This window comes from Paraburkholderia caledonica NBRC 102488 (assembly GCF_000685095.1).
Classification (GTDB): domain Bacteria; phylum Pseudomonadota; class Gammaproteobacteria; order Burkholderiales; family Burkholderiaceae; genus Paraburkholderia; species Paraburkholderia caledonica.
The window spans coordinates 51,871-78,270 of sequence record NZ_BAYE01000002.1; the positions used below are offsets into that span (position 1 = coordinate 51,871).

The following is a 26,400-nucleotide window of genomic DNA, read 5'->3' on the forward strand; positions in this document are numbered from 1 at the left end:
GATGCACGACGACGAACGTGCGCCGCACATGTAATTTGAATTCATTGAGCCGGCCAACGCCGACTTGATAGCGCGAGGAAGCAAGCATGCAGATTTATCCGATCAATCCAGGCTTTACGGTGGGAGCGTGCTTCGAACTCGCCGTGCAGCCGAACACGCGCTTTAGCGTTGCCCTCTATCAGCAACAGGACGACGACTCGCTGACGAGTCTGTGCGGCGTTGTTGTCGAAGGCAAAAACGGTGTGACGGCCACGTTGAAGGACGGCAAGTACTTGTTCGAATCCACGGGCAATAACGTGCGGATGCGCTTCGACGAGGACTGGAACTGGCCGACCATCACAATCCGGCCGAACATGACCGATCTGGAGACCGGCGCCTATGTAGCGATCGCCTATGAAGTCGATGCCGACGGCAAGCCCACTTACGAGCTCGGGCAGTCGTGCGCCGCGCATCGGCCGATATTCGCAGCACGCCCCGACAGCGACAGCATGGCGCTCGTCATCGCCCGTCCGCGCAATCCGACAGCGGCTCTTGCCTACATCGTGCCTACGGCTACCTATCACGCGTATAACTCGACGGGCGGCGGCAGCTTCTACGACGATCGTGTCCACCGCTATCGGGCAGCGAATAAAGTCAGCCTGCGTCGCCCTGGCGGCGGGCTAGGTGCACGGCTCGGCGAACCGGTCGATCCGTACGACACGCGCTCGACCCGTCAACAGTTTGCACACTGGGACGCCAAGTTCATCCGCTGGCTGCGCAAGGAAGGCATTGCCTGCGACTTCTACACGGATCTCGACCTTCACAGCGCGACTGCCCTCGACCTGACACGCTACCGCTGCATGCTGAGCGTTGGTCACCACGAGTACTGGAGCGAAGAAATGCGCGCGCACGTCGCGTATTTCCTCACGCAAGGCGGAAACCTTGCAGTTTTCAGCGGCAATACGTGTTATCGGCCCGTAAGGTTCGTCGGCTCTGAGCCCGGTCAGCTCACCGAGATGCGCAAGCTCGCGGACAACTGGGACGTGCTCAAGGAGCGGATCGATCTCGATCCGCGTGTAAGCGGCAATGAAAGCAATCTGATAGGACTGACTTATAAGCACGGTGGCGGCCACTGGGGTACATGGTCGCGCTGGCGTCGCCGATGGGTCAAATGCGAGCGTCGAGCGGTCGGCTTTACCGTCAAGCGGCCAGAACATTGGATATTCGCCGGTACTCAGTTGCAAAAGGATGACACGTTTGGCGCGGAAGATCGTCTCGTCGGATATGAGGCCGACGGCATCCCGCCCGAATGGAGTGACGATGCGTTCGACACGCTGGCCATTACAGACCCGCTCGCTGGCTGGGAGATGGGCGGAGCAGGCGCGATCGGTATCTTCCGTCCGTTGCTTCGTGACGGTCGCCGCAGCGTGGGAGAAGTGTTTAACGTAGGTACGACCGACTGGGCTCGCGCGCTAATGGATCGCGCGGCGAAGAGCAATGTCGTAGTCCAGCAGATTACCCGCAACGTGATCCGCAGATACGCAGGACTCGAAGCGGCAGATGAATTGCCGCGGCATGCTTCGGAGACGGTCAGCTCGGCAAAGGAGGCTGCATTGCACTCCGACGCCGGTTGAGCGGTACGCCGTGTACGGAACGAAAGCAATGACCGATGCGCACTTGATGTTGTCGGACGGTGACGCGATCGGGCAATACCTGGCTTACCGATGTGGCGGCGGAAATTACTTCGGTTTCCTACTCATATTTCCTTAAGGTTCACGGATGACGCTCTCTTCTTGCCTCGCTTTCAGCGGATTTAGAGGCTTTTTCAGGTAATGAAGTTGAACTTTCAACGCCTCGGCGTTCGCTCTCCCGCACTGAGCGGCACGTTTTAACGCACGTCTGCGTTGTCAGCCAAGGTTGGCTGTTCGAGGCTGAATTTAGGTGAGCACGCAACCAGCCTTACAGCGTATCCTTTCATTTAACTCCCAGCGAAGAAAGATTGCGTGAGCATCGTCCGCGACGCTTCTTCGCCCACGTCCCTATAAAGCACTGTCATACCGGACCGGCATTCAACCAATAAATCGTTAGACCTTGAACAACAGGAGACAGCATGAATAAGGTCGGCCCAGCTAGTTGCCTCCTACCAACTGATAATGCGGCACAAGTGCTTCGTCTAATTAATACGAATGCACATATTGATATTGTTTCCAGCCATGATCTTGAAGTCGGCCTTGACGAAATCGCTCTCGAAAGCGTCGCTGCTGGAAGTACTGCGGCTATTCGCCGCCGCCCACACGGTGGTACCGATCAGTTGCAGATGCTTATTGCGCCCGATACGGATGCAACGCTTGCGTCTATCGTCAGGTCCACTCTGGATTGTCAAGACTTAATTGCGCCCGTATGGATCCTGGACCACACAGATCATGGCGCAGTCATTGCCCGACCTGCAGAAATACGCATCAGCTTCTTTCCATACTCAAGTCCTTTAAGTTCTGCAAAGTCGGGAGCACCGAAAAAGGAAGACGAGAAAATCCACGCTTCCGCGCAATGGCTCACCGAAAACTGCGAGCACGACATTTCGATCGCCGAGGTCGCTCAAGCCGCTGCTATGAGCGAGCGGACTTTTCTGCGCAGATTCCGGCAGCAGATCGGCACGACACCCTCCGAGTATTTGCTGAGAGCACGTCTCGAGCGCTCGTGCCGCTTGCTGGCCGAGGGTGATCTGCCCGTCGACAAGATTGCGCGCCGCAGTGGCATGGGCAATGGATCGCAGCTCGCGAAGCTATTTCGCAAACGTTTCAGGGTCTCGCCAACAGAATTCCGCCGCCGCGCCCGCACAGGTACCGCCTGAGCGAGAGTAGCCATGCAAGCAGGCGGGCCGCAAGGCAATTGGCGTGATCTGCCGTTGGCATCGCGTGCCGAAAGGTTCGCGTTCACGTCGATATTGATTGGGTTTGCAACTGTTTATGTTTTAGCAGTGGTTGTCGTTTTCGCGGTCGTGGCGATCGTAATGATTCCGCTACGGATCGTAGCGACGATTGCAACAGCTGTCAGGGCCGCAATGCGGCATGAATGACGGCGTTTCGAAGGGCCGCGTATTGGCGATGCGCGACAAGCAAATGGCGGCTGTGCCGCCGATTGGGCGGAAGTTTGTCCAATCCGCTGTTACTACAATCCAGCTATCGTCTGACCGGCTATGTGCATTTGATAAATATATTGGGAGCCCTAATCGTGATGGATCTTGTTGAATTCTCGAGTCTGCGTGTCAATGAGAAAATCGACTACTCACAACCGTCGAAGCACATTGGCCTTCTCGTGTCCCAGAACTTCTTCACGGCGACCGCGGGCGCCATTGGGGACGCTTTCCGTCTGGCTAACGCGGCGGAACTCGCCAGGGGCGAGCAGGCGCCCTACCATCTAACCGTATTGTCGGACCAGGGTGGCCTTGTTACCAGTTCCTGCGGTATTTCCATTGGCACGGAACAACTTAATCATTACAGCATCAGCGACTTCCATGCGTTCTTCGTGGCGTGCCGCGACACGGCGGTGACAACCGAGCCGACCGATCGCCTTCATTCGTGGATTACCCGTCAGGGAGCCATTGCATCGCTTCGCATTACGCAAGGCTCGAAGCTCGCGGTGGTTTATAAGAACGCGTCGCGGCTCGCAGTACCCGTCGTTCTGTTCGACGACGAGGTTGCCGGGCCGCGCGCGAGCGGCGCGACACCAGCTGAATTGGCCGTCGCCCAGATCGAGCGCGACCTCGGCCCGCAGATTGCCCGCAAGGTCGCTCTCGACCTGCAGAGCAATGCCATCAAGCCCACGAGGCCCCGCGAAGGCGATGCGAAGTCGCTCACCACGGCGAGCAAGGTTCGAGAGTCGGCGCGCTGGATAAAAGAAAACTACAGCAAGCCGATTTCCGTTGCACAGGCAGCGGAATCCGCGGCAATGAGCAAGCGTAATTTCCGGCGTCGCTTCAAACAGGAGTTCGGCATGACGCCGCTGGAGTACCTGCTGCGCACGCGGTTTGAAGTTGTCCGCGCAATGCTGAGTTCCACCAACGTTCCGATCGGGAAGATTGCACGACGGTGCGGAATGGGCGACGGCAACCGGCTAGGCCGTCTTTTCAAGGAAAGGTACGGCATGTCGCCCACCGAATTCCGCGCACAGCGTCACCTGATCCTGTAGAGCGGCTTACGCAAGAGGAAAGCCACATCGCACCAGACCAATTTTTATGACTACTCCGATTCGTAAGACGCTGCTTTATCTCATTCTCATCCAGGGCGGCAACTATATCGTACCGTTGCTGATGTTGCCGTATCTGGGTCATGTACTCGGTGCGAGAGAGTTCGGGGTACTGGCCTATTGTCAGGCGGTTGCGCAATACATGGTCTTGTTGACTGACTACGGCTTCAACTTCACGGCAACGAGGCTCGTCTCCGTGAACCGCGGCGACCCTCGCGGATTGGCCGAGGTCTACACGAGTACTTCGGCTGCGCGCCTCGTGCTCGTCGTGGGAGCACTTGTGCTGATCGTTGCGGGTGTGTTGTTCGTGCCCGACCTGCGAGAGCATGTTGACGTGCTGGCCGCGTTGTTTCTCGGGATCGTCGCCAACGCCGTCACGCCGATATGGCTGTTCCAAGGCCTGGAGCGCATGCGCGCGTTAGTCTTGCCGACATTTCTTTCGCGGCTCGTCGGACTGGCCTTCGTGTATCTCGCCGTAAGAGGTCCGGGCGACGCGGCGCTTGCCGCACTGGGCGTGAGTCTCGGCAATGTGCTGCTCGCGATCTGTGCGCTGTGGATTCTCCATCGCAATCGACTGGTGAACCTCGTCGGTACATCCACGAGAAAGATCGTCGAGGCGCTGAAAGACGGGTTTCCACTTTTTCTCTCTTTCGTATTGATCAGCTTTTATGTGAACTTCAATTCCATCCTGTTGAATTACTTTCACGGACCGGAAGTAGTCGGCCAGTTCGCAATGGCGGACAAGATCCGCGTGGCGGCGCAAGCCATGTTCATGGTGATCAGCCAGGCTTTCTATCCACGCATCAGCCAATACCATGCAACCGACCCGCAAGCCGCGCAGCGTTTGATGCGTATGGCAATGCTTGCCGTGTTCTCGACTTCGATCAGCCTCTTTATCGGTATCGAATTGCTCGCGGCGTGGGGCATCGAAACGTGGATTGGGCCGCAGTTTCACGCGTCGATTCCTCTGCTGAGGCTCGAGGCCGTGTTGCCGCCGATCATCAGCGTGGCAGTCGTATTCGGCGACCTGGGACTGCTCGCTCAAGGACGGGCGCGCTCACTGACCAATGTGTTTGTCGGCGCAACGGTTCTGCATCTTCTCTATGTCGTGCCACTCACTCGCTACGGCGGCGCCAAAGGGACGATCGTGGCCGTGATCGTGACCGAAGTGGTCGGCGCAGTGGCCTTCGTGTGGCTGTATTTTCGCGGCGTCGCTCCCACTTCGCGCGGTGCGGGTCTGTTGCCCGGTGCGCCGTCAGCGGGCCAGGAGCCACGCGGCGCAGATGCGGGTTGAGTGCGGTTCTGGTTCATCAAACAAACAAGGTGCCCTATGTCAGCTTTTTCCATCATCGTGCCGGCTTATAACGTGCAGGCCTATCTCGACGATGCGCTCGCAAGCATCGCCGGCCAGTCCTTCACGGATTTCGAAGCGATCATCGTGGATGACGGCTCCACGGATGGCACCGCCGCGATTGCGCAGCGCTATTGCGATAGCGACCCGCGTTTCACCTATGTCTATCAGCCCAACCGTGGGCAATCCGCGGCGCGCAATCTGGGCACCTCGCTCGCGACCGGCTCCTATGTGTACTACATGGACAGCGACGACATTATCGACACCGACACGTTGAGCGTGTGCCATCGGGAATTCAGCAATCCCCAGATCGACGCCGTCATGTTCGAGGCTGCTGTGTTCCCGAACGACGCGCCCATGTACAAGCAGGAAGTGAATGGTTACCGGCGGCCGCTGGGAACCGCGACGTTCTGGTCGGATGAGTTCGTCGTCGAGTCGTTGCGGCAAGGACGCTATTTCGTATCGCCATGCTGCTTCATTACGCGACGTTCGGCGATCGGAAGCCTCCGCTTTCTGGAAGGCATCGTGTACGAAGACAATCACTTCTTCGCGGCATTGCTGCTGCAACAACGGATCAAGCTGGCCGTGCTGAATCAGGCGCTATTCAAAAGACGCCTGCGAATGGATTCGACAATGTTCACGACGAAAACGCTGCACCATTACAACAGCATGTACCGGCTGCTTCACGAAATGTCGGAGCTGTCGTTCATTGCGCTCGATCCGCCGGCGCGCGCGAGGATCAAGCAGGAGATCATCGGCAAGACGCTGGGCGATCTGCATTTCGCAAGCGCGATGGTCGGCCCCGATTTCAAACTGCGAAGCATGAACGTGGCAGCGACATGGTACGTCGCCACTCATATCTCGCCGCGCCTCTTCTCCGCGAAGCGTCTTTTGCTCGCGCTCGTGCCGGAGCTATATCGGCTGAAGCCGGAACTTTGATCGATCGTGGATTGGTGTGCGCCGCAATTGCCTTAACGGCGCACAGCCAGACGCCCCGAGAAAAACATGTTGTGATGCCTGTTGATGGCGAATGCCTGCGTTAAAGTCTGAATCGTTGCCGCAGCGTGGTTGCGAGGAGTTCCATTGCCTCCGTTGTGCGGCCCCTATCGCCGCGCATCAGGACCACGTCGTGGTCTTCAATCTGCGGCAGGCCGTCGAGCACCCGCATATCGGCGCTGACCCGTGCACGGTCGAGAAGCGTCACGGCCAGACCGGATTCGACACAAGCCTTGATCACCTGTGTCGACCCGCTATCAAGGATCACCCGCCACTTCCGTCCTGCTGACTGCAGTGAGCCCGTCATCGCTGCACGATAAGGACACGGCTCCGCATAAAGCGCCAATGGAAGCGGACGGGTGTCGTCGACCACATAGCTCGGGCTGCCGACCCAAACCGGCGTTGTCACGGTCAGTACATCCGCAGACCTGCTTTCCTTTGCTGGCTGAACGACTATCGCCAGATCGAGCTTGCCGCGACTGATCTGATCGCGAAGCTTGAAGCTCGGAGCAGTCTTGACTTCGAGAACCACGTTGGGCCAACTGGTCGCGAAGCCCGGCAAGATATCGCGGATCACATGCGCAGCGTATTCATCCGGTATGCCGAATATGACCCGGCCGGCCAGTCTCTTTCCTTTGATGTCTTCGACAACGCGATCGTGCGCCGCAAGCACCTCGCCCGTACTGGACAGAAGCCGCTTGCCGAGCGCCGTCAACGTGACCGACTGATTGTCCCGCTCGAGGAGCCTCCCGCCCGCGATAGCCTCGAGGCGCTGGATCTGGATGCTCACGGCCGCGGGGCTCCTGTTGACCAGCTCTGCCGCCGCGCGGAAGCGTCCTAGCCGGGCGACAGCGTGAAATGTGCGCAGCAGATCGATGTCGAGAACGGTGGTCATGGTTTAACTTCGTTAAATGACTGAGTCAGTATATTTCAATTTTCGAATCTATCCCGGCAGACTAATCTGCATGAATGGAGAGCACATCGACACACAATCCAAGCTTGCCCCCCGATTCGCGCGGCGCGAACCGCGTGCCGCTGCCCATACTCGAGGCGGGTATGGTCCTGACGTGGAGTTCCGGCTTTGTCGGAATGCGGTTCTCCGCAGATTACGCTCCAGTACTTCTGGTGCTGCTGTGGCGGTTCATAACACTTTCGGTCTGTCTTTTTCCCTTCGTCGCTCGCGAGATTCGGAGAACGCCTTTGCCCGTATTGATCCGGCAGTCGATCATCGGGGTATTCGCGACGGCGGGTTATCTCGCCGGGGTCGCGCGAGGAATCGAGCTCGGTGTTCCGACCGGTCTCGCCGCCCTCATTGCAGACCTGCTACCAGTGGGCGTAGTGATCATTTCGACCTGCGTCTTCCGTGAGCGCAGCCCGAAGAGTGTGTGGGCCGGATTGGCGCTTGGCCTTGCGGGGATGCTGATTGTCTGTCGCGACGCGGTCACGCTCGGAACAGCGCCGGCATGGGCATACGCTCTACCGGTTGCAGGTATGGTTTCACTCGCAGCGGCTACGGTTTGGCAGCAACGATCAACGGCTCGCGCGGGAAGTTTGAGTCCGCTGGGCATGCTTTGGCTGCAAAGCGTTGTCTCCTGCCCGGTCTTTCTATGGCTGCAGGCATCGCACGGCAACGTCATGCCGATCGCAACCGTGGGGTTTGCCGCCAGCGTCGCCTGGACTGCCATTCTGGCGACGCTTGGCGGATGGGGGCTTTACTGGACGTGTCTACGGCGCTCCTCGTCTGCTCGTGTCACGAGCGTACTCTTTCTGAGTCCTCCGATCACCCTGATCTGGGCATGGGCGATGTTTCGCGAGCCACTGTCATGGCCCATGGCCATCGGAACGGGGATTTCCGGCCTTGGAGTCCTGCTCGTTGTGCGACGCGACCGTGCCGAAGGCAGACGGTTCGACGACAGACTTCGGTGAGCCGAACGATTGCAGCCGCGCCGGCCACGCTTCGGGTTGTATCGATTGCGACCAGTACAGCGCGAACCCAACGCCGTTCGCTAGGCCGCGAAGAGACGGCGATGCACGTTGCGCAAATGCGCCCGCATCGCGGTCTTCGCGGCGCGTGCATCGCGATTGAGAATGGCCTCGCCTATCCTGCGGTGATCCGCGTTCATCGCCAGCGTAATCTGCTTGTCGGCGTAAAAGGCTTCGAGGTGCGTGAACACGGGGCTATAGCGCTTGTCCCATAGCATTGTCATCACCTCGGTGAGTAGCGGGTTGCCAGTCATCTCGCTGATGAGAAGATGGAAGCGCCTGTCTTCTTCGAGAAACGCGGCGTCATTCACCGACTGCGCCTCCAGATTGCCGATGATGCGTGTGAGCAAGCGCCGATGCTTGCCGGTGCCGTTCTTTGCCGCAAGCGCCGCGATCTCGCCTTCTATCATCGCGCGTGCGGAAAGCAGATCGGCAACGCTGAACGCTGCGTCTTGCACGGGCGCCTGCTCGCGTGACGCGTCGAGCTGTCGCACGAAAACGCCGGTACCCGTGCGTATCTCCACTCGCCCCGCGATTTCGAGCGCAATCAATGCCTCGCGCACGGAAGAACGCCCCACGCCGAGCTGCCGGGCCAAATCCCGTTCGGCAGGCAACGCCTGTCCCGGCTCGTAAGTTCCGTCTTCGATGAGCCCGATGATCAGGCTCGAGATTCTCTGATACAGACGCTCGGGTTTGAGAGTGGGCAGGTCCATTGGCAGGTTCATTCGCGCTCCTCTACCCGTTTCGTTGATCGAATTGCATCACTCAAAGACAGTCGCTATACTGCCTCGGCGGTCCGGTGGCCTGACCACTCGTATGGCCTGACCGCAATGAAATTGAAGGCAGTCCCTGGAAGCAACCGTTTGAAAGCATAGCATCGGCGATTTCGCGGATGCGCTCAAAAAAGGCGTGCTCATGACGATGTCATTTCAGTGCTTCAGCACCGGCGCTTGCCGCCTTGCCCGCATGCGGTCCGCTCGCGTCACGCGTGTACCCGCCTCTTCCCGCTTTTCGTCCACCTTTCAATCAGCGCCGCCTTCAAGGCCCTTGCGCGCGCATTGAATCGACGAAGCCGACCCGAGCAGTCCGAGCAGTCAGCACAACAACAAGGAGACATCATGTTCCGCTCAGCAAAGCAGGCGACGATGACGCTCGCCGCAGCGTCATGCATGTTCGCGGGCGCAGTGCACGCGCAAGTCGCCACCGGCGATACGTCGCAAAAGAAGATCGCGCTGTCGAATAGCTTCGCGGGCAACTCCTGGCGGCAGTCGATGTTGAAGAGCTGGAACGCGGTCTCGCAACAGGCCGTTGCGGACAAGAAAATCGGCGCGGCTCCCGCATTTACCACTGCCGAAAACCAGGTGACGGAGCAGGCGCAGCAGGTGCAGAACCTGATCCTGCAAGGCTATAACGCGATCGTCATCGACGCAGTGTCGCCAACCGCGCTCAACGGCACCATCAAGAAGGCTTGCGCAGCGGGTGTGGTCGTCGTGTCTTTCGACGGTATCGTCGACGAGCCGTGTGCGTATCGAGTGAACTTCGATTTCAAGGGCTGGGCTGAGCAGGGTGTGGACTATCTCGCGCAACGGCTGAACGGCAAGGGGAACATTCTCGAAGTGCGGGGCGTGGCGGGCATTTCCGTCGACAACCTCATGCATGAAGGTGTGCTCGATGCGATGAAAAAGCATCCGGGCATGAAGCTCGTGGGATCGGTGAACGGCGACTGGACGCAATCGGTCGCGCAAAAAGCCGTTGCGGGCATCTTGCCGACGCTGCCGCAAGTCGATGGTGTCGCGACAGAGGGCGAGATGTCGTTCGGCATCGCGCAGGCTTTCAAGGCCGCCAATCGCACCACGCCGCCGATGATCATTGGCAGCACGTATCCCGAACTCAACTGGTGGAACGAGCAGACGAAGAGCGGCTATCAGTCGCGGTCGCTGTCCAATCCGCCAGGCGCCGTCACATTCGCGTTCTGGGTCGCGCAGCAGGTTCTCGCAGGAAAGAAAATCCCGAAGGACGTGACCATCAACGTGCCGCTGCTCGAAATTTCGCAGCAGGAGTTGCCGGCAAAGCTGGCGGCGACACCGCCGGGCGGCATCTGCGACGTCACCTATACGCTGCCTCAGACGGTCGCGCTTCTGGACAAGAAGAAATAAATCTTTGAATCGAAGTATCGCCACGCATGGAGCATGTGAATGGGCGGAACAGGAGACACGATTGCCCGACGTGAGGCGCTGATTCGCTTCGAAGGCATTGGTAAGAACTTCGGGCGCGTGCGCGCGCTCAACGACATAGACTTCACCTTCATGCAGGGCGAATGCGTCGGCATCGCCGGACATAACGGCGCGGGAAAATCCACGCTGACGGCCGTGCTGGCGGGCGTCCATGCCCCGACGCAAGGGCGCATCGAAGTCGAAGGCAAAGACGCGCCGCATTACGACGCCAACGCCGCACGCGATGCCGGCGTACGCTGCGTGTTTCAGGAGTTGTCGCTATGCGCAAACCTGACGGTCGCCGAGAACATGTGCATCGTGCATCCGCAACTGCGTGGGCGCGGATGGCGCCGCACGGCCACGAAGCTGATGCGCGAGAAGCTCGATGAGATCTTCCCGCACAACGGGTTGAAGGGCAACGAACTGGTCTCCGACCTCACGCTGACGCAACAGCAGATGGTCGAGATCGCGCGCGGCTTTACCGTCACCGACACGCCCGTGCGTCTCGTGATTCTCGACGAGCCGACGTCATCGCTCGATGCGCATACCGCCGAACAGTTGCTCGCGTTCGTGCGCAAGGCGGCGGCAAGCGGCGTCACTTGCCTGCTCATCACGCATATGCTCGGCGAGATCGAGCGCGTGGCCGACCGCGTGATGGTAATGCGTGACGGCAGCATCGTCAGCGTGCTTTCGCGTGAACAGTCGAGCCGCGAGTCGATCATCCAGGCGATGGGGCAGCATCTCGAAGCCGACAAGGCGTCTGTCGTAACTCGCGTCCAGGCGGATCGCGGACGGGAGCGGCACTTCATATGGAACGTCGGCGCAAAGCGCCATACGTCGATTGAAGCGTCGCGCGGTGAAGTGATCGGCTTTGCGGGACTGGCGGGTCAGGGGCAAACCGAGGCGCTTATTGCGATCTACGAAGCCGCGACGAGGCGCGGAGCGAGCCGCGCGAAAGTGGCTTTCGTCGCCGGCGATCGCGGGCGCGACGGCGTCTTCCCGATCTGGTCCATCGCTCAGAATCTCGACTTGCGCTGGCTCGCAGGCGGTGCGCCGCGCAAGCGCGGTCTCGTCGATTTCGCGGCGGCGCGGGCCATCGTCGAGGAGTGGCGCGCGAAGATCGGCATACGCGGCGCGGCGATGAGCGCGGGTATTCTGTCGCTCTCGGGCGGCAATCAGCAAAAGGTACTCTTCGCGCGCGCGCTTGCATCGGACGCGGATCTGATCCTGATGGACGATCCCACGCGCGGCGTCGATGTCGGCACCAAGCGCGATATCTATCAACTGGTTCACGACGAAGCCGCGAAGGGCCGCACGTTCATCTGGTACACCACGGAAAACGAGGAGTTGTCGCACTGCGACCGCACTTACGTGTTTCGCTCGGCCGCCGTCACGCGCATGCTTCATGCCGACGAATGCACGGAAGAAGCATTGCTCGCGGCCAGCTTCGAGGAGCAGGCCGCATGACACTCGCCATCACGCAAGCGCGTTTGCGCGCGATGCTTCCCGCCATATCGCTCGTCGCGGTGCTGATACCGATCCTCGTCATGCAGCCCGCGGTAATGAGCTACTTCGGTTCGAGCCTGCTGCTGAATCTTGCGGTGCCGATCGTCCTCGCGACGCTCGCGCAACTCGCGATCATCACCGTCAACGATCTCGATCTGTCGATTGGGCCGTTCGTGAGTCTCGTCGCATGCATTGGCGCGACGCTGCTCGTGAAGACACCCTGGCTCGGCGCCCTCGCGCTCGTCGGCTGCGTGCTCACTTATGCGGCCGTCGGCGCGTTGATCGAGTTGCGCCAGATTCCGTCGATCGTCGTGACGCTCGGGCTGTCGTTCGTGTGGAGCGGCCTCGCCATTGTGCTGCTCCCTTCTCCGGGCGGCACGAGCCCGACGTGGCTCGGCACGGCGATGAACTATCAGACGCCGTTCATCGCGGCGCCCATCGTGTGGTCGGTGCTGATTGCGATCGTCGGGCATCTGCTCCTGATGCGCTCGTCGGCGGGCGTGCGCGTGCGCGGTGCAGGCGGCAATCCGCGCGCGATGCGCCGCTTCGGCTGGTCGCTCGTGCGCAGCAAGGCGACGCTCTATGGCGTCGCGGGCGTGTTCGGCGTGCTATCGGGTTTATCGCTGCTCGGCCTCACCACATCCGCCGATGCAAACCTCGCGTTGCGCTACACCCTGCTCTCGATTGCCGCCGTGATACTGGGCGGCGGGGAATTCATGGGCGGTCGCGTGTCGGTGATCGGCGCGGTGCTCGGCGCGATCACGCTGACGCTCGCGGCATCGTTCCTTGCGTTTCTGAATATTTCGTCGGACTGGCAGGTCGGCATGCAGGGCGCGATTCTGATCGTGGTCTTGTCACTACGCGTGCTGTTGCAACGCGGAGAGCGCCGATGAATACCCTCGCTGAAAACAATACGAGTGCATGGTCGCGCATCAAGGCCATTCAGGCGCCGTGGGTCTGGTCCTTTATCGGTGCGGTGCTGGTATGGCTTGCCATCGTCGCGATCTTCGGCTTCGGCATCGCGAGCAATGTCGCGCAAACGGCGCTCACATATGGCGTATTCATGGTGCTGGTGGGTCTGGGGCAAATGCTCGTCATCACATCGGGCGTGGGCAACATCGACTTGTCGGTGCCGTCGACGATCGCGCTTGCCGGCGTGGTCGGCATGCATACGATGGGCGGCGCGAACGGTCAGATCGCGGCGGGTATCGCGGCGGCGCTCGGCGTGGGCGTCGCGATCGGGCTCTTGAATTACGCGCTCATTCGCATGCTACGCATTCCGCCGATCATCGCGACGCTGTCTTCGAGTTTCATTATTCAGTCGATCGCAATCACGCAAGGCAGACAGCTTCCGCCGCCACCGCCCGCTCTCGGTGCATTCGCGACCGGCCGCTTGCTGAGCGTGCCGTACATCGCGCTGCTCGCGCTCGCGTTGTCGATCGCGCTCGCCGTGCTGCTGCATCGCGCGGTCTATGGACGCAGGCTGTCGGCCATCGGACAGAATGCGCGGGCCGCCTGGCTTGCGGGCGTGGACGTGCATCGCACGCGATGCCTCGCGTATGTCATGTCGTCGATGATCGCATCGCTGACTGCGTTGCTCATATCGGCGACGTCCGGCGGGGCATCGCTCGACATGGGCGTCGAATACATGCTGATTTCGATTGCGGTCGTCGTGATCGGCGGCACCCTCGTAGCCGGCGGGAAGGCGACGATCGCGGGCGTCTGGGGCGCATCGATGTTCCTCTTTCTCACCAACGCCGTGCTCAACGCGGTCGGCGCAGACGCGGGCGTGCGCTCCATCGTATATGGCGCGCTCATCATCGCCGTGACGGTGGCGGCGGGCGGCAAGGTTGTGCGCTGAGTCCAAACAGCAAAAAGGAAAAGGAGACATGAAAAACAACGAATACGAAGTGCATGATCCACGCTTCAGGCTGCTGCTTCAGCCGAACGCGTCGATGGACAAGCTAACCGGCGAATGCCTGTGGGCCGAAGGTCCCGTGTATTTTCCGGCGACCGATCTGCTCATCTGGAGCGACATTCCGAACAACCGCATGCTGCGCTGGGCGCCGGGAATGGGCGTCGGCGTGTACCGCGCGCCGTCGAACTACAGCAACGGCAATACGCGCGATCGCGAAGGCAGGCTCGTGAGTTGCGAGCACGGCACTCGGCGTGTCACACGCACCGAGCATGACGGCAGCATCACCGTCATCGCCTCGCATTTCGAAGGCAAGCAGTTGAACTCGCCAAACGACGTGATCGTCGATTCGGAAGGTGCGATCTGGTTCACCGATCCCGACTACGGAATTATTAGCGACTACGAAGGATATCGCGCGGACAGCGAGGTCGGGCGATGCAACGTGTATCGCGTGTCGCCCGGCGATACGCAGGTGCGTCTCGTTTCTGACGACTTTGTGAAGCCGAACGGCCTCGCGTTTTCGCCGGATGAATCCAAGCTTTATATCGCCGACTCGGCCGCATCGCACGACGACAATGCGCCACGTCACATACGCGTATTCGATGTCGCAAGCAACGGCGAATTGCGCAATGGCCGCGTGTTCGTGGAGATGCAAAGCGGCGTGCCCGACGGCATGCGCGTCGACGATCACGGCAACGTATGGACGAGCGCCGAAGACGGCGTGCATTGCTATGCGCCGGACGGTGCGCTGCTCGGCAAGATCCTGATTCCCGAAGTCGTTGCGAACCTGACCTTCGGCGGGCCGCGGCGCAATCGGCTTTTCATAACCGCGACTTCATCCGTATATGCGCTGCATGTAGGCGTGCGGGGCGCGGCGCGCTGATCAATAACAAAGGAGACGGTACGTGCAGACTTTCATCAAGGTAGTGACGGCGGCATGCATGGCATTGGCGGCTGCATCGGCATCGGCGCAAATCGCAACCGGCGATACATCGTCGACGAAGATAGCGCTGTCGAACAATTACGCCGGCAATAGCTGGCGTCAGCAGATGCTCAAGAGCTGGTCCAACGTCGCGGACGCCGCGGTCAAACAGAAGGTCGTCGCGGCTGCGCCCAGCTTCACGACCGCGGAAAGCCAGGCGACCGAGCAGGTCCAGCAGATACAAAACCTCATCCTGCAAGGCTTCAAGGCGATTGCCGTCGACGCCGTATCGCCGACCGCGCTCAACGGCGTCATCAAGCAGGCGTGCGGCGCAGGCGTGACCGTCGTATCGTTCGATGGCATCGCCACCGAACCGTGCGCGTATCGCATTGCGGTGGACTTTCAGGGCATGGGCAGGATGCAGGTCGACTATCTGGCGAAGCGCCTGAACGGCAAGGGTAATCTGCTGGAGATTCGCGGGCTTGCAGGCGTCTCTGTCGATGACGAGATTCATCAGGGCATCGTCGACGAAATGAAAAAGTATCCGGGCATGAAGATCGTCGGCTCGGTGCATGGCGACTGGACGCAGACCGTTGCGCAAAAACAGGTCGCGGGCATCCTGCCGACACTGCCGAAGATCGATGGCGTCGTCACGCAAGGCGGCGATGGCTACGGTGCCGCGCAGGCAATCAAGGCGGCTGGGCGGCCTACGCCGATCATCATCCTCGGCAATCGTCAGGAAGAGCTAGCGTGGTGGGCGGAGCAGCGCAAGAGCGGCTATGAAACGATGTCGGTGACGATTCCGCCAGGCGCGTCGTCGCTCGCGTTCTGGGTCACGCAGCAAGTTCTCGCGGGCAAGAAGGTGCCGCACGACATTCGCATGCCGGTGCTGGAAGTGAAGCCCGACGAGCTCGATGCGGTTCTCGCGAAAACGCCGAGCGGCGCACTTGCGAACAAGGAGTACACGCGCGACGAAGTGGTCGCAATAGTGGACGGCAAAAAATAGCGCGCTCCGACAGTTGCGTCCGGCTCTCCGTGCGGGGGCCGCGCGGTCTTCGTAACGAGCGGCCGCCCCGATCGGCTCACCACCGAACGGCGCGGCCGCGATAATCGAGAAATTCCAGGCCGGGGCGTCCACGTTTGGCCAGCAGTACATCCACGACCCCGGGAACGCTCTCTTCGACCGACAACCGCCCCTCGGGCCCACCGAGGTCTGTGCGTACCCAGCCCGGCGCCATCAGCACCATCGCACGCGGCGGTTCCGCGCGACGCGCTGCAAAGCTGCGCATGAACTGGTTCAGCGCCGATTTGCTGCCGCGATAAACCTCGCGCTGACCCGACTCATTGTCGGCGATGCTGCCCTGCCCCGACGACATCACACCGATCAGGCCCGTTGCATCAACGAGGTCGCACAAGGTTTCGACTACCCGCATGGGACTGAGCGCATTCGTGATCATCAAATTCACAAAATCCTCGGTCGACACCTCGCCGATTGTTTGAGTCGGATCCGGATTGGTCGTGCCGGCATTCACGAACAGCGCGTCGAACGTGCGGCCCGCGAGGCGCTCGCGCAGCGCCCGAATCTGGTCTGGCCGGGTGATGTCCAGCGTTTCGATCTCGACCTGGCCCGGATGCGCATCGGCTAGTTCATGCAGCAACGTACGCCCGCCACGTACAGTGCCCATGACGTGCCAGCCTCGTTTGAGAAATTCCGCGGCCATTGCGTAACCGAGGCCACGAGAGGCGCCGATCAGCAGGATGGAGGGAGCATGAGCAGGTGGGGCGGCTTGAGGCATAGCGCTTTCCTTCTTCGTCGGTTGGTCTCAGGAATTGTGATCGCGGCGTCAGCTTTGCAAATCGAAGCTTCGTCGTGCGCGCGGGCGACGGTTTCATCGACCTGCTCGGCGCGGCCTTGATGGACAGGATTCACCGGGCAGCGCCCGGTGTGCAGCTTCGATTCACGTCCAAGCCGAACTGGGCTGCGCAGCCGCTGCGGGAAGGCGCGATCAATCTGAAGATCGGCACGGTGAGCCTTCGCTCCAGACCGTTGACGCTTTGGCTGACGAACGGTTGGCTCCCTCCTAACATGTTTGCCTCAGCGGTGAAGCCCCCGGCCTCCACGACCGCCTCGAAGACGCGCGTCTCCAGCAAGCTTTCATCTTTCATGTGTCGGACCCCTGTGCAGCAGTGGGCTCTGCAGCTCACCCGGATTGGCATCGATCCCTTCCGCGCCTGCCTGCTCCGCTCGTTCCGTAATGTTGCTCTTCACAATGGCCGCCTCTGTTGCCAGGCCGCCGTTGCAGTCATGGCGAATGTAAGGCAGCTTGTGGCCCGACCTCTGCCTCACGCCTCCGGCTGAGTATGGCGCGAGGGCGAATCTCAGCGCGCAACAACGAACGATGTGTGCATGCCCATCTCATAGTGCCCCGGCCGGTTGCAAATCAGCACATAGCGTCCTGGCGCAAGTTTCAATGACAAGCGCTTGGTCGAACCCTGCGCAAGGTCCTCCACCTCGCCCATCTTCCTGAACCGGCTTTCCGTGACCAGGCCTTTATCAACAGGCAGATGCGCGTCGTCCAGGTCTGTCCTCAGTACCACGAACTCATGTTCCGTTTTGCCGTTCGCTGCGTTGTTCACCTCGAACGTGACGCGCCCGGCCTTCGCTGTGCCGGGATCGAGTTGAATCATGTTGTCCGAGAGTTTGACGTGGATCGTTTGGTCCGCATAACTGCTCAGCGGCACAACGCCGAGCGCAACCGCCGCCAGAACAAAAACGGTATGGCTTCTGTCGTTCATGATGTTTCTCCGCGAAAGGGCCGCGTTGCCGCGAGACGCGTCGACCCACGGCGCCGGGTCCGACGGCCCCGAAGGCTAGTCCATCAAGTGTTCTCTCGATGATCGTCGCGCGTCAGACACGTTCGCCCATATGCATCGTTAGGAACCCTCGCCGTCGTGACCGCTGGAGACCACTTTCGCGGCGCACATCGCTTCGCCTTCACGCCACGGCGCAAGCAGGTTTGCACGCGTTGCGCGCGTGAATTGATCGCGGATGAGGACCGTGCTCGCCAGTGCAGGCGAACCTCGGTAGTAGAACGTGAGCGGGCTTCGAAATATTCCGTCCGATGTCGCGCGCGAAGCCGCTTTCTGGCGCGCGCCGTGCCGGAGACGCGAGGCGGCGAGCTTTACCGCCGTTCCGCGAAGCCTCGCTGCAGCGCTCGCGCCCACCCTTTCGGGGATATTGCTGGACCTTGAATGGCTTGGCGCTCCGCTAGTCGCGTGCGGTGTGCTGAGAATTGCCTATGATCTCTCGGTACTCGCCGCATTTCGTCATGCCAGGCCCGGCGGAGATTCGTAATGAAAGATCGTATCCTCTCGAACCGTCGCTGCATTGCGAAGTTGCTCGGCGTTCTTTTGATGATCGGACTTGCGGCAATGGCCATCCATGACAGCGCGACCGCCGCTGGCACTCCACTCACGGTCGAACTACCCTTGACGCACGTCGCCGACATCCCGCTGCCAGGTCGCGCCACCCGGCTCGACTACGAAAGCTACGATCCTGATAGACATCTGCTGTTCATCGCGCACCTGGGCGACAGGAAGTAATCGTTTTCGACACGCAAAACTCACGTGTTGTCGCCCGAATTGGCAACATCGCCGCAGTTCACGGCGTCCTCGTAGTACGTGAGCAGTCGCGCGTGTACGCGTCCGCGACCGGCACGAACGAAGTAGTTGCCATCGACGAGACCACCCTGAAAATCACAGCACGTATGCCGGGAGGCGTCTATCCGGACGGAATGGCATATGCACCGGACACCCGAAAACTCTATGTATCGGACGAGACAGGTGGGACTGAAACTGTAATCGATACCCAATCCAATCGCCGCACCAACTCGATCCAGTTGGGCGGCGAAGTCGGCAACACCCAGTACGATCCAGTGTCCCGTCATATCTTCGTCAATGTCCAGTCACGAGGACAACTCGTCGAGATCGATCCATCGACCGACGCAATCGTCGCGCGGATCGATCTGCCGGGCGCGCGAGGCAACCACGGCCTCTATATTGTTGCGCAGCCAAACTTCGCGTTCGTCGCGTGCGAAGGCAACGACAGACTGCTGACGGTGAACCTGCTCACCAGGCAGGTCGTCCAGTCATTCGACGTTGGCGGTGATCCCGATGTTCTCGCATTCGATCCCGGTGCCGGCACGCTTTATATCGCCGGCGAGGCAGGCATCGTGTCGATGTTTGCCGTCGGGTACTCAAGCGTGTCGAAAATCGGCGAAGGCCGTATCGGACCCAATGCGCATGTGGTTGCTGTCGATCCATCAACCCACCGTGCGTATTTCCCGCTGAAGAACGTCGACGGACGTCCGGTGCTGCGCGTCATGGTGCCCCGGGGGATTCTGCCGTCTCCGTGAAACGATGACCCACAGGAAGCTGGACACGAAAGCGCTCTTGATAATCGCGGGACTTCTGACAACGAGGACCTCGGCCCTCGCTGCTGCCCCGGCGTAGGCGAGCGCATGCTGGGCGACCACAGACCATGACGTTATATGTGTCAGACCGAAAGGGATGCCTGACCCACCCCTGATGAGTTATAGATTTGAACGTAAGAGGCTATCAGTCCAGCGGGTACGGTCGCCATCAGATGCGTCAGTGCGCCGCCAGGCGTTCTGTCGTATGACCTTAAAGGCGCACCAATCCCCGCGGTCATCGGCAAACATGAGCGGCACTACGTCATCGACCATCACCATTGGCCTTGGCGAGGTTGCGCTCGCAGTAATCGATGCACTGCTGATTACCCGCATGCTGACGCGTGCGCTTGGGGCGGAACCTCGCGATCTCAGCGAGGTCACGCGCCGCGTTGCAGCCGGCGACCTGAGCAGCGTGCCCGGCGCAGCAGAGGCCCCGCGGGGCAGCGTGCTGGCCTCCATGGGCGACATGCAAACGAGCCTCGTGCGCCTCATCGCGCAGGTCCGCACGGCAGCGGACAGACCTGCGTAACGCCGAGTGGCGCATTGCAGGGCAAGCGTCCGGGACATAGACATGCTGTGCCTCCCCCGCCGTGACGGCTCGCACTGCGATGGCGCAAACACCGGCGACGACCACGGCAGCCGCCCTCGAGGCAGCGCGAGACTGGGAGAGATTCGGAATTACCCCTCCAGATATTTGACAAACTATCTTTAGATATATATCTTACGACACATCTTAAGACACAAATGGAGTGTGCGAGATGCGTCATCATCATCGTTCAGGCCGCCCGCACGGCGGGGACTATCCCTCCGGCGCGGGTTTCGAGCGCCGGTTGCTGCACGCATGGTGGCATGCGTTCGGCCATCATCGTGAAGCTCACGACAAGGGTCCCGGCGAACACGCCGATGCGGGCCATCGTTTCTCGCCCCATGCGCTCTGGCATGCGATTGGACGCCACCATGACCACCGCGGCGGGCGCGGTCATTTCGGCGGCGGGCCGGGCGGCTTCGGCGGCGAAGGCGACGGGTTTCCGCGCGGCCGTAAATTCAGCTCCGACGATCTGCAACTGCTGTTGCTCTCGCTGATCGACGCGCAACCGAGCCACGGCTACGAACTCATCAAGGCGCTGGAAACACGCTCGAACGGCTTCTACAGTCCGAGCCCCGGCATGGTCTATCCGGCGCTCACGTATCTGGAAGAACTCGGCTACGTCACCGTGCAGCTCGAAGGCAATCGCAAGCGCTATGAACTGGCGCAAGCGGGGCGCGACTATCTCGCGGCCAACCGCGACCGCGTCGAGCTGATGTTTGCGAAGCTAAGCCACATCGCGCGCAAGATGGATTCGGTGCGCCGCGCGTTTGCCGGCGAAGAGCCGGCCGACATCAGCGAAGGCGGTTGGGCGCCCGAGTTGAACGAAGCGCGCCGCGCGCTGAAAAATGCGCTGCTGCGTCGTGACAATGCGCCGGCCGACGAACAGCGCCGCATTGCCGCGATCCTGATGCGCGCGGTGAAGGCGATCGAAGGCGAGCGCAATCCGGGCAGCGGTCATAGCGACGACGCATCCACCGCGTGACATCGCAAACGCCGGCGCCTCACGCCCGGCTCTTCACTGCACGCACGCCGCGCTAACGCGCACTACGCGGCTCACCGAACCTACCGCTTTGCATCGGACCAGCTCAATGACGACTTCAGAAAACCGACCCGACCTCGCCGTGCATCGCGTGCGGCACCCGCTCAAATTCCGCCTGCTGCAAGTCAGCAAAGTGCAGGCGCGGACACCGCATCTCATCCGCGTGACCTTTACCGGCGAAGACTTGCACGACTTCGTGTCCGCTTCGTTCGACGATCACATCAAGGTGTTCTTCCCCGAACCTGGCGCGGACAAACCCGTGCTGCCGCAAGCCGGCCCCGACGGCCCGGTCTTTCCCGAAGGACGGCGCCCCACCGCACGCGACTTCACGCCGCGCCGCTTCGATCGCGAAGCACGCGAACTCGACATCGAATTCGCCATGCACGAAGCCGGTCCGGCAGCCACATGGGCTGCGCAAGCGCAGGTCGGGCAGTATCTGGACATCGGCGGGCCGCGTGGCTCACTCGTGATTGCCGCCGCTTTCGACTGGCATTTTCTGATCGGCGACGACACCGCGCTGCCCGCAATCGCGCGCCGACTCCAGGAACTGCCGGCGGGCAAGCGCGTGGCCGCCGTGATCGAAGTGGCCGACCCGTCGGCTCGCATCGAGTTCGAGACTCAAGCCGAGTTGCATCTGGTGTGGCGTTATCGCAGCGAAGCCGGCGTGCGCGGCGAGGCTTTGCTGCAAGCGGTCCGCGAAACGTATCTGCCCGAAGACGGCGAAGGTTATGTGTGGGCTGCGGGCGAGTCGGCGACCATCCGCGCGATTCGTCATCACCTGTGCACGGAACGTGGCCTCGACAAAGCGCGTATTCGCGCGGCGAGCTACTGGAAGCAGGGCGCGGCGGCCGTGCATGAAACGATAGACGACTGAGCGCCTAGCGAGCATCCGGCTTATGCGATGAGCGGCCAGACGCGTGCAAGCGGCGCGTTTATAACAACAACAAGGAACCTTGCCAATGTATTCAATTGACGCAAAGCACGAGCGCCGTTTGCTCTGGCTGCTTGCGCTGACCCAGTTCACCATCATCATGGACTTCATGGTGATGATGCCGCTCGGTCCACAGATCATGCACGCGTTCGGCATTGCGCCGGCCGGTTTTGCCACCGCGGTGTCGGCGTATTCGTGGTGCTCGGGCCTGTCCGGACTTTTCGCGGCCACCTACATCGACCGCTTCGACAGGCGCCGTCTGCTGCTCACCATGTATGCGCTGTTCGCGATGTCGAATCTCGCGTGCGCGCTGGCGAGCAGCTTCGCGTTGCTGCTGGCCGCGCGGGCTTTCGCAGGGATAACGGGGGGCGTGCTGGCATCGGTGATCATGGCGATCGTCGCCGACGTGATTCCCGTGCAACGACGTGGCGCCGCAACCGGCACGATCATGACGGCCTTCTCTCTCGCCGCAATCGCCGGCGTGCCGGCCGGCGTGATGCTGGGCGCGCATTTCAGTTGGGCCGCGCCATTCTTCCTGCTGGTCGGACTGTCGTTCGCCGTGTGGGTGGCGGGCTGGCAACTGGTGCCGTCGCTGGCCGGACATCTCAGCCGGCGCCAACCGCCGCTCGCCGAAATACTGCCCGATCTGATGCGGCTTCTCGGCAACCCGCGGCATATGGCGGCCTTTGCACTGACCTTCGTGATGATGGTCGCGCATATGCTGGTCATTCCGTTCATTTCGCCGGTGCTGGTTGCCAATCATGGCGTGTCGCCCGAGCAACTGTCGTGGCTATATATGGCCGGTGGAGCAGCAACGTTCTTCACCTCGCGGCGGGTCGGCAGACTCGCAGACCGGTTCGGTGCACGGCGCGTCTTCCGTATCACGGCGCTGCTTGCCTGTCTGCCAGTCCTTTTCGTCACTCACCTGCCGGACCTGCCGTTCTTTGCGCTGCTTCTGTTCTTCCCGGTTTTCATGGTGCTGATGTCGGGGCGAATGGTGCCGATGCAGGCCCTCTTGACCACCGTGCCGCAGCCCGATCGGCGCGGCGCCTTTCTCAGCGCAAACAGCGCGCTCCAGGCGCTCGGCACAGGATGCGGCGCGTGGATCGGCGGTCTCATGCTCGGCAGTTCGTCCGCCGGCCAGATAGTCGGCTATGGAACCGTCGGATGGGTGTCGGTTGCGGTCGCGCTCACCGGCATTCTGTGGGTTTCGCGAGTTCGAGGCGCTCAGAGCGATAGCGCCACAGCGGCACCCGCGGTCGTGCATGGTGAGGTCGTCGGCGAAAGCTGAGACTCACGGCCCCGACCGCACGGCCTCGTCGCGATCATCAGACCGGTTCCGCGCCGAGATCCGCCAACGGATGCGCCTCCTGCTTCCACGGCGAACTCAGAAAGTGCCTGACACGCTCGGGCCGCACTTCTGCGAGCGTGGCAGGCGCCCAGCGTCCTTTGCGATCTTTATCGATCAACTGCGCGCGCACGCCTTCGCAGAAGTCGCCCTCCTCGATTGCGCGCTTGACGATGCCCAGTTCCATCCGGAAACACTCGGCGAGCGTCATCTGCCGGCCACGCAACAGCGCCTCACGTGTGACGTAAAGCATGGTGGGTGAATGCGCGGCGAGCGCATCGCAAGTGGACTGCAGCCACTGCCTGACTTCGCGCGGCGGGTCGCGTTCGAGATCGTGCCGCAACGTCGCCATGATTCTGTCGACGCCCGAACGCCGGTCGAAGTGCCGCTGGATCAGTTGCGCAAATGGCGTGATCGCGGCGTGCGGCACGATGTTGCACGGCGGCTCGACGACCCCGCGCAATGCGCTCAGCAGATCGCCCTCGTGCGACATGTGCTGCAATCGCTGTTCGCAAGAAGCCAGCCAGTCGGCAGGAACACATTGATCAGCCAGTTGCAGCCGCAACGCATCGGCACCGGACAATGTCGCGCCCGTCAGGCCCAAGTACAACTCGAGCTCCGCGGGCATCACGCTCAGAAAACGCGTTGCGCCGACGTCCGGCAGGAAGCCGATGCGCGTCTCCGGCATCGCAATCTTGCTGCGCTCGGTGACGACGCGCAAACGCGCCGCCTGTCCGAGGCCCATGCCGCCGCCCATCGCGATACCGTCGAGTATCGCCACCACCGGCTTCGGAAACGTGTGCAATGCGTAGTCGAGCCGGTATTCGTCGACGAAAAACGCGAGCCAGCGGCTGTCGCCGTTTGTGGCGAGCCGGTGCACTTCGCGCACATCGCCGCCCGCACAAAAGCCCTTGTTTCCAGCCCCTTTCAATGCGATCGCGACAATGCTGTCGTCATTGCGGCAATGCTCGACGAGCACGGCGAGCTCGCGAATCATCGCGTGCGACAGTGCATTGAGCGCTGCCGGCCGGTTCAGCGTGATGACCGCGACACGGTTGATCACACGAAACTGGATTTCTCGTTGAGCTTCGCCGACTGTAACGGACGCGTGCTCGGGCACGACGCTCTGCAAGGCGCTCATCGTTGCGTCTCCCCGTGAGCGTGTGCTGCTTGCGTCGAGCTCGTTGTGTGTTCACCTTGCGCGATCTGCCAGCGCGGCGTGCGTTTTTCGAGGAACGCATTGACGCCCTCGCGCTGATCGGCGCCGTCAAACAGATCGACAAAACGCTCGCGCTCCAGTGCAAGCGCGGCTGAGCGCGGCACGCCATTGCGCGCCTGATGAATCAGCGTCTTGCTGAAGCCGACAGCCTGCGGGCTCAGTGCCGCGACGCGCGCCGCCATGCTCAACGCAGCCTCGCGCGCGGCGCCCTTCTCCACGACTTCTTCAACGAGACCGATGCGCAGCGCGGTCGCCGCATCCACGCGTTCGCCGGTGAGAATCATGCGCTTCGCCCAGCCTTCGCCAACGAGCCACGGCAGCGTTTGCGTTCCGCAACCGCAAGGCAGCAAGCCAACTGCGGTTTCGGGCAGCGCCATCACCGCGTGCTGTTCGGCGATCCGTATGTCGCACGCCAACGCGCATTCCAGCCCGCCGCCCATCGCAAAGCCGTTGATCGCAGCGATCACCACGGGCCGCGCATTCTGCAACGCTTCAAAGGCCGCGCCGAAGCGCGCTGCCGCGACGCGCGCCATTTCGCGATTGCCGTCGGCGAAAGCGTTGAGGTCGGCGCCCGCACTGAAGAACTTCGGACCTTCGCCGGTAATGACTATTGCCCGGACACGAGTCTCGCCGTTCAGGCGCTCCACCGTCTGCTGCAATTGCAACAGACCGTCCGGTGTGAATGCGTTCGCAGGGGGACGCTTCAGCGTGAGTTGCGCGACGGCGCCCTCATGTGCGTAGTCGAGTTCGATCATCGCGCATCTCCATTGCCGGTGGCTTTGGCGGTGTTTCCCGCGGTCTCGTGACGATAGAGCTTGATGACTGCGGAAAAGTCCAGACGACCCGCGCCCTTTGCGCTCATCGTTTGATAAAGCTGCTGCGCGAGCGCGCCGAGGTAGACCGGTTGACGCGCGAACCTGGCGGCGTCGGCGGCTAGCCCGAGATCTTTCAGCATCAGATCCGTGCCGAAGCCGCCGCTGTATTCCCGCGACGACGGCGCACTATCGATTACGCCGGGCATCGGGTTATACGTGTCGGAACTCCAGCAGCGCCCCGTCGACGTATTGATAATGCCGGCCAGCACTTTCACGTCGATGCCGAGCGCTTCACCCAGCGACATGGCTTCCGCCACGCCCGCCATCGTGATGCCGAGCACGAGGTTGTTGCAGATCTTCGCGACCTGGCCGGTGCCGGTATCGCCGCAATGCACGATATTCCTGCCCATCGCCGACAACACCGGCTTGACCTTCTCGTACGCACTGGCACTGCCGCCGACCATGAACGTCAACGTGCCCGCAGCCGCACCGCCGGTTCCGCCCGACACGGGCGCATCGACAAACGTGTTGCCCCGTTGCTGCGCAAGTTCGGCAAACGCCTTCACGCTGGCCGGATCGATCGTGCTCGAATCGACGATGGTCACGCCTTGCGGGATGCCGGCCAACACGCCGTCGTCCGCGGTCAGCACGCTGCGCACATGTGCTGCCGCAGGCAACATCGTGATCACGCATTCGACGTCGGCCACCGCCGCTTTCGGCGAAGCGGCAGCGTGAGCGCCCGCGTTGACGAGCGCCTGCACCGCTTGCGCATTGAGGTCGAATACATTGACCGCGTGGCCGGCCTTCAGCAGGTTGTGCGCCATCGGCGCGCCCATGTTGCCGAGCCCGATAAAGCCTATTTTCATGATGTCGTCTC

General features: G+C 61.4%; 23 protein-coding genes and 3 pseudogenes. 18 read left to right on the forward strand and 8 right to left on the reverse strand.

Annotation, left to right across the window (positions count from 1 at the left end; all coding sequences use genetic code 11):
- Nucleotides 1–86: 86 nt before the first annotated feature.
- The 5 genes from BCA01S_RS04035 to BCA01S_RS04065 all read left to right on the forward strand — a co-directional run bounded on the left by BCA01S_RS04035 (nucleotide 87) and on the right by BCA01S_RS04065 (nucleotide 6,514).
- Nucleotides 87–1,613 carry a N,N-dimethylformamidase beta subunit family domain-containing protein gene (locus tag BCA01S_RS04035; protein ID WP_027775805.1) on the forward strand — a complete coding sequence of 509 codons (1,527 nt, stop codon included), beginning with the start codon at nucleotides 87–89 and terminating at the stop codon, nucleotides 1,611–1,613.
- Between the two features lie 476 nt (nucleotides 1,614–2,089).
- Nucleotides 2,090–2,830, forward strand: coding sequence for a helix-turn-helix domain-containing protein (locus BCA01S_RS04045; protein ID WP_027775806.1), 741 nt, complete (start codon nucleotides 2,090–2,092; stop codon nucleotides 2,828–2,830).
- 383 nt (nucleotides 2,831–3,213) lie between these two features.
- Nucleotides 3,214–4,167 (forward strand): GlxA family transcriptional regulator, encoded by a 954-nt coding sequence (locus tag BCA01S_RS04055; protein WP_027775808.1) that lies wholly within the window; start codon nucleotides 3,214–3,216, stop codon nucleotides 4,165–4,167.
- Between the two features lie 46 nt (nucleotides 4,168–4,213).
- Nucleotides 4,214–5,518 carry a flippase gene (locus tag BCA01S_RS04060; RefSeq protein WP_027775809.1) on the forward strand — a complete coding sequence of 435 codons (1,305 nt, stop codon included), beginning with the start codon at nucleotides 4,214–4,216 and terminating at the stop codon, nucleotides 5,516–5,518.
- Between the two features lie 36 nt (nucleotides 5,519–5,554).
- Nucleotides 5,555–6,514, forward strand: coding sequence for a glycosyltransferase family 2 protein (locus BCA01S_RS04065; protein ID WP_027775810.1), 960 nt, complete (start codon nucleotides 5,555–5,557; stop codon nucleotides 6,512–6,514).
- Between the two features lie 100 nt (nucleotides 6,515–6,614).
- On the opposite strand, the gene BCA01S_RS04070 is transcribed toward BCA01S_RS04065, so the two are convergent.
- Nucleotides 6,615–7,466, reverse strand: a complete 852-nt coding sequence (locus BCA01S_RS04070) for a LysR substrate-binding domain-containing protein (protein ID WP_027775811.1) — start codon at nucleotides 7,464–7,466, stop codon at nucleotides 6,615–6,617.
- Nucleotides 7,467–7,627: 161 nt separating this feature from the next.
- Here BCA01S_RS04070 and BCA01S_RS04075 point away from each other — a divergent pair, with 161 nt between their 5' ends.
- Nucleotides 7,628–8,497 carry a DMT family transporter gene (locus tag BCA01S_RS04075; protein ID WP_341807719.1) on the forward strand — a complete coding sequence of 290 codons (870 nt, stop codon included), beginning with the start codon at nucleotides 7,628–7,630 and terminating at the stop codon, nucleotides 8,495–8,497.
- 80 nt (nucleotides 8,498–8,577) lie between these two features.
- Here the strand turns inward: BCA01S_RS04075 and BCA01S_RS04080 are convergent, their stop codons facing one another.
- Nucleotides 8,578–9,279, reverse strand: coding sequence for a FadR/GntR family transcriptional regulator (locus BCA01S_RS04080; protein ID WP_208459218.1), 702 nt, complete (start codon nucleotides 9,277–9,279; stop codon nucleotides 8,578–8,580).
- Nucleotides 9,280–9,672: 393 nt separating this feature from the next.
- Between BCA01S_RS04080 and BCA01S_RS04085 the strand changes: the two genes are divergently transcribed.
- The 6 genes from BCA01S_RS04085 to BCA01S_RS04110 are packed head-to-tail and all read left to right on the forward strand — an operon-like array spanning nucleotide 9,673 to nucleotide 16,116.
- Complete coding sequence (locus BCA01S_RS04085) at nucleotides 9,673–10,710, forward strand: ABC transporter substrate-binding protein (RefSeq protein WP_027775814.1); 1,038 nt, start codon at nucleotides 9,673–9,675, stop codon at nucleotides 10,708–10,710.
- A gap of 39 nt (nucleotides 10,711–10,749) precedes the next feature.
- Nucleotides 10,750–12,234, forward strand: a complete 1,485-nt coding sequence (locus BCA01S_RS04090; RefSeq protein ID WP_027775815.1) for a sugar ABC transporter ATP-binding protein — start codon at nucleotides 10,750–10,752, stop codon at nucleotides 12,232–12,234.
- The gene (locus BCA01S_RS04095) at nucleotides 12,231–13,166 is read left to right on the forward strand and encodes an ABC transporter permease (RefSeq protein ID WP_027775816.1); all 936 of its coding nucleotides are present in this window, start codon (nucleotides 12,231–12,233) and stop codon (nucleotides 13,164–13,166) included. The genes BCA01S_RS04090 and BCA01S_RS04095 overlap by 4 nt, the downstream gene beginning before the upstream one ends.
- On the forward strand, nucleotides 13,163–14,134 hold the full coding sequence (locus BCA01S_RS04100; protein ID WP_027775817.1) for an ABC transporter permease: 972 nt from the start codon (nucleotides 13,163–13,165) through the stop codon (nucleotides 14,132–14,134). The genes BCA01S_RS04095 and BCA01S_RS04100 overlap by 4 nt, the downstream gene beginning before the upstream one ends.
- A 28-nt stretch (nucleotides 14,135–14,162) precedes the next feature.
- Entirely contained in the window at nucleotides 14,163–15,071 is a 909-nt protein-coding gene (locus BCA01S_RS04105; RefSeq protein WP_027775818.1) for an SMP-30/gluconolactonase/LRE family protein, read from the forward strand.
- A gap of 58 nt (nucleotides 15,072–15,129) precedes the next feature.
- Nucleotides 15,130–16,116, forward strand: a complete 987-nt coding sequence (locus BCA01S_RS04110; RefSeq protein WP_042318076.1) for an ABC transporter substrate-binding protein — start codon at nucleotides 15,130–15,132, stop codon at nucleotides 16,114–16,116.
- A gap of 76 nt (nucleotides 16,117–16,192) precedes the next feature.
- Here the strand turns inward: BCA01S_RS04110 and BCA01S_RS04115 are convergent, their stop codons facing one another.
- The 3 genes from BCA01S_RS04115 to BCA01S_RS04125 all read right to left on the reverse strand — a co-directional run bounded on the left by BCA01S_RS04115 (nucleotide 16,193) and on the right by BCA01S_RS04125 (nucleotide 17,906).
- Entirely contained in the window at nucleotides 16,193–16,906 is a 714-nt protein-coding gene (locus BCA01S_RS04115; RefSeq protein WP_027775820.1) for an SDR family NAD(P)-dependent oxidoreductase, read from the reverse strand.
- A gap of 130 nt (nucleotides 16,907–17,036) precedes the next feature.
- A complete protein-coding gene (locus tag BCA01S_RS38895) occupies nucleotides 17,037–17,276 on the reverse strand; it encodes a helix-turn-helix domain-containing protein (RefSeq protein WP_084166754.1) in 240 nt (79 codons plus the stop codon).
- A gap of 213 nt (nucleotides 17,277–17,489) precedes the next feature.
- Entirely contained in the window at nucleotides 17,490–17,906 is a 417-nt protein-coding gene (locus BCA01S_RS04125) for a cupredoxin domain-containing protein (protein ID WP_027775822.1), read from the reverse strand.
- 325 nt (nucleotides 17,907–18,231) lie between these two features.
- Here BCA01S_RS04125 and BCA01S_RS38900 point away from each other — a divergent pair.
- The 6 genes and pseudogenes from BCA01S_RS38900 to BCA01S_RS04155 all read left to right on the forward strand — a co-directional run.
- Nucleotides 18,232–18,465: pseudogene (locus BCA01S_RS38900) on the forward strand (MFS transporter); the annotation flags it as partial.
- Nucleotides 18,465–19,525: pseudogene (locus BCA01S_RS34445) on the forward strand (YncE family protein). The pseudogenes BCA01S_RS38900 and BCA01S_RS34445, both read left to right, overlap by 1 nt.
- A 349-nt stretch (nucleotides 19,526–19,874) precedes the next feature.
- Nucleotides 19,875–20,099: pseudogene (locus BCA01S_RS04140) on the forward strand (methyl-accepting chemotaxis protein); the annotation flags it as partial.
- 241 nt (nucleotides 20,100–20,340) lie between these two features.
- The gene (locus BCA01S_RS04145) at nucleotides 20,341–21,153 is read left to right on the forward strand and encodes a PadR family transcriptional regulator (RefSeq protein ID WP_027775825.1); all 813 of its coding nucleotides are present in this window, start codon (nucleotides 20,341–20,343) and stop codon (nucleotides 21,151–21,153) included.
- 106 nt (nucleotides 21,154–21,259) lie between these two features.
- Nucleotides 21,260–22,084: a siderophore-interacting protein gene (locus tag BCA01S_RS04150; RefSeq protein ID WP_027775826.1), complete on the forward strand. Its 825-nt coding sequence runs from the start codon at nucleotides 21,260–21,262 to the stop codon at nucleotides 22,082–22,084.
- A gap of 85 nt (nucleotides 22,085–22,169) precedes the next feature.
- The gene (locus tag BCA01S_RS04155; RefSeq protein ID WP_027775827.1) at nucleotides 22,170–23,432 is read left to right on the forward strand and encodes an MFS transporter; all 1,263 of its coding nucleotides are present in this window, start codon (nucleotides 22,170–22,172) and stop codon (nucleotides 23,430–23,432) included.
- A 37-nt stretch (nucleotides 23,433–23,469) separates the two neighbouring features.
- On the opposite strand, the gene BCA01S_RS04160 is transcribed toward BCA01S_RS04155, so the two are convergent.
- From BCA01S_RS04160 to mmsB, 3 genes are read right to left on the reverse strand one after another with little or no spacing between them, the layout of a single operon-like run.
- Nucleotides 23,470–24,630 (reverse strand): enoyl-CoA hydratase/isomerase family protein, encoded by a 1,161-nt coding sequence (locus tag BCA01S_RS04160; protein WP_027775828.1) that lies wholly within the window; start codon nucleotides 24,628–24,630, stop codon nucleotides 23,470–23,472.
- Complete coding sequence (locus BCA01S_RS04165) at nucleotides 24,627–25,463, reverse strand: enoyl-CoA hydratase (protein ID WP_027775829.1); 837 nt, start codon at nucleotides 25,461–25,463, stop codon at nucleotides 24,627–24,629. Before BCA01S_RS04165 ends, BCA01S_RS04160 begins: the two co-directional genes overlap by 4 nt.
- Nucleotides 25,460–26,389 (reverse strand): 3-hydroxyisobutyrate dehydrogenase, encoded by a 930-nt coding sequence (mmsB, locus tag BCA01S_RS04170; protein WP_027775830.1) that lies wholly within the window; start codon nucleotides 26,387–26,389, stop codon nucleotides 25,460–25,462. The genes BCA01S_RS04165 and mmsB overlap by 4 nt, the downstream gene beginning before the upstream one ends.
- Nucleotides 26,390–26,400 lie beyond the last annotated feature (11 nt).

What these genes read in the sequence shown, in the direction of transcription:
- BCA01S_RS04095 (WP_027775816.1), top strand. Translation starts at nt 12,231, where the DNA reads ATGACACTCGCCATCACGCAAGCGCGTTTGCGCGCGATGCTTCCCGCC.
- BCA01S_RS04105 (WP_027775818.1), top strand. Translation starts at nt 14,163, where the DNA reads ATGAAAAACAACGAATACGAAGTGCATGATCCACGCTTCAGGCTGCTG.
- BCA01S_RS04165 (WP_027775829.1), bottom strand. Translation starts at nt 25,463, where the DNA reads ATGATCGAACTCGACTACGCACATGAGGGCGCCGTCGCGCAACTCACG.
- BCA01S_RS04080 (WP_208459218.1), bottom strand. Translation starts at nt 9,279, where the DNA reads ATGAACCTGCCAATGGACCTGCCCACTCTCAAACCCGAGCGTCTGTAT.
- BCA01S_RS04090 (WP_027775815.1), top strand. Translation starts at nt 10,750, where the DNA reads ATGGGCGGAACAGGAGACACGATTGCCCGACGTGAGGCGCTGATTCGC.
- BCA01S_RS04045 (WP_027775806.1), top strand. Translation starts at nt 2,090, where the DNA reads ATGAATAAGGTCGGCCCAGCTAGTTGCCTCCTACCAACTGATAATGCG.
- BCA01S_RS04100 (WP_027775817.1), top strand. Translation starts at nt 13,163, where the DNA reads ATGAATACCCTCGCTGAAAACAATACGAGTGCATGGTCGCGCATCAAG.
- BCA01S_RS04060 (WP_027775809.1), top strand. Translation starts at nt 4,214, where the DNA reads ATGACTACTCCGATTCGTAAGACGCTGCTTTATCTCATTCTCATCCAG.
- BCA01S_RS38895 (WP_084166754.1), bottom strand. Translation starts at nt 17,276, where the DNA reads ATGAAAGATGAAAGCTTGCTGGAGACGCGCGTCTTCGAGGCGGTCGTG.
- BCA01S_RS04125 (WP_027775822.1), bottom strand. Translation starts at nt 17,906, where the DNA reads ATGAACGACAGAAGCCATACCGTTTTTGTTCTGGCGGCGGTTGCGCTC.
- mmsB (WP_027775830.1), bottom strand. Translation starts at nt 26,389, where the DNA reads ATGAAAATAGGCTTTATCGGGCTCGGCAACATGGGCGCGCCGATGGCG.
- BCA01S_RS04035 (WP_027775805.1), top strand. Translation starts at nt 87, where the DNA reads ATGCAGATTTATCCGATCAATCCAGGCTTTACGGTGGGAGCGTGCTTC.
- BCA01S_RS04115 (WP_027775820.1), bottom strand. Translation starts at nt 16,906, where the DNA reads ATGCCTCAAGCCGCCCCACCTGCTCATGCTCCCTCCATCCTGCTGATC.
- BCA01S_RS04160 (WP_027775828.1), bottom strand. Translation starts at nt 24,630, where the DNA reads ATGAGCGCCTTGCAGAGCGTCGTGCCCGAGCACGCGTCCGTTACAGTC.
- BCA01S_RS04085 (WP_027775814.1), top strand. Translation starts at nt 9,673, where the DNA reads ATGTTCCGCTCAGCAAAGCAGGCGACGATGACGCTCGCCGCAGCGTCA.
- BCA01S_RS04075 (WP_341807719.1), top strand. Translation starts at nt 7,628, where the DNA reads ATGGTCCTGACGTGGAGTTCCGGCTTTGTCGGAATGCGGTTCTCCGCA.
- BCA01S_RS04145 (WP_027775825.1), top strand. Translation starts at nt 20,341, where the DNA reads ATGCGTCATCATCATCGTTCAGGCCGCCCGCACGGCGGGGACTATCCC.
- BCA01S_RS04065 (WP_027775810.1), top strand. Translation starts at nt 5,555, where the DNA reads ATGTCAGCTTTTTCCATCATCGTGCCGGCTTATAACGTGCAGGCCTAT.
- BCA01S_RS04055 (WP_027775808.1), top strand. Translation starts at nt 3,214, where the DNA reads ATGGATCTTGTTGAATTCTCGAGTCTGCGTGTCAATGAGAAAATCGAC.
- BCA01S_RS04155 (WP_027775827.1), top strand. Translation starts at nt 22,170, where the DNA reads ATGTATTCAATTGACGCAAAGCACGAGCGCCGTTTGCTCTGGCTGCTT.
- BCA01S_RS04110 (WP_042318076.1), top strand. Translation starts at nt 15,130, where the DNA reads ATGGCATTGGCGGCTGCATCGGCATCGGCGCAAATCGCAACCGGCGAT.
- BCA01S_RS04070 (WP_027775811.1), bottom strand. Translation starts at nt 7,466, where the DNA reads ATGACCACCGTTCTCGACATCGATCTGCTGCGCACATTTCACGCTGTC.
- BCA01S_RS04150 (WP_027775826.1), top strand. Translation starts at nt 21,260, where the DNA reads ATGACGACTTCAGAAAACCGACCCGACCTCGCCGTGCATCGCGTGCGG.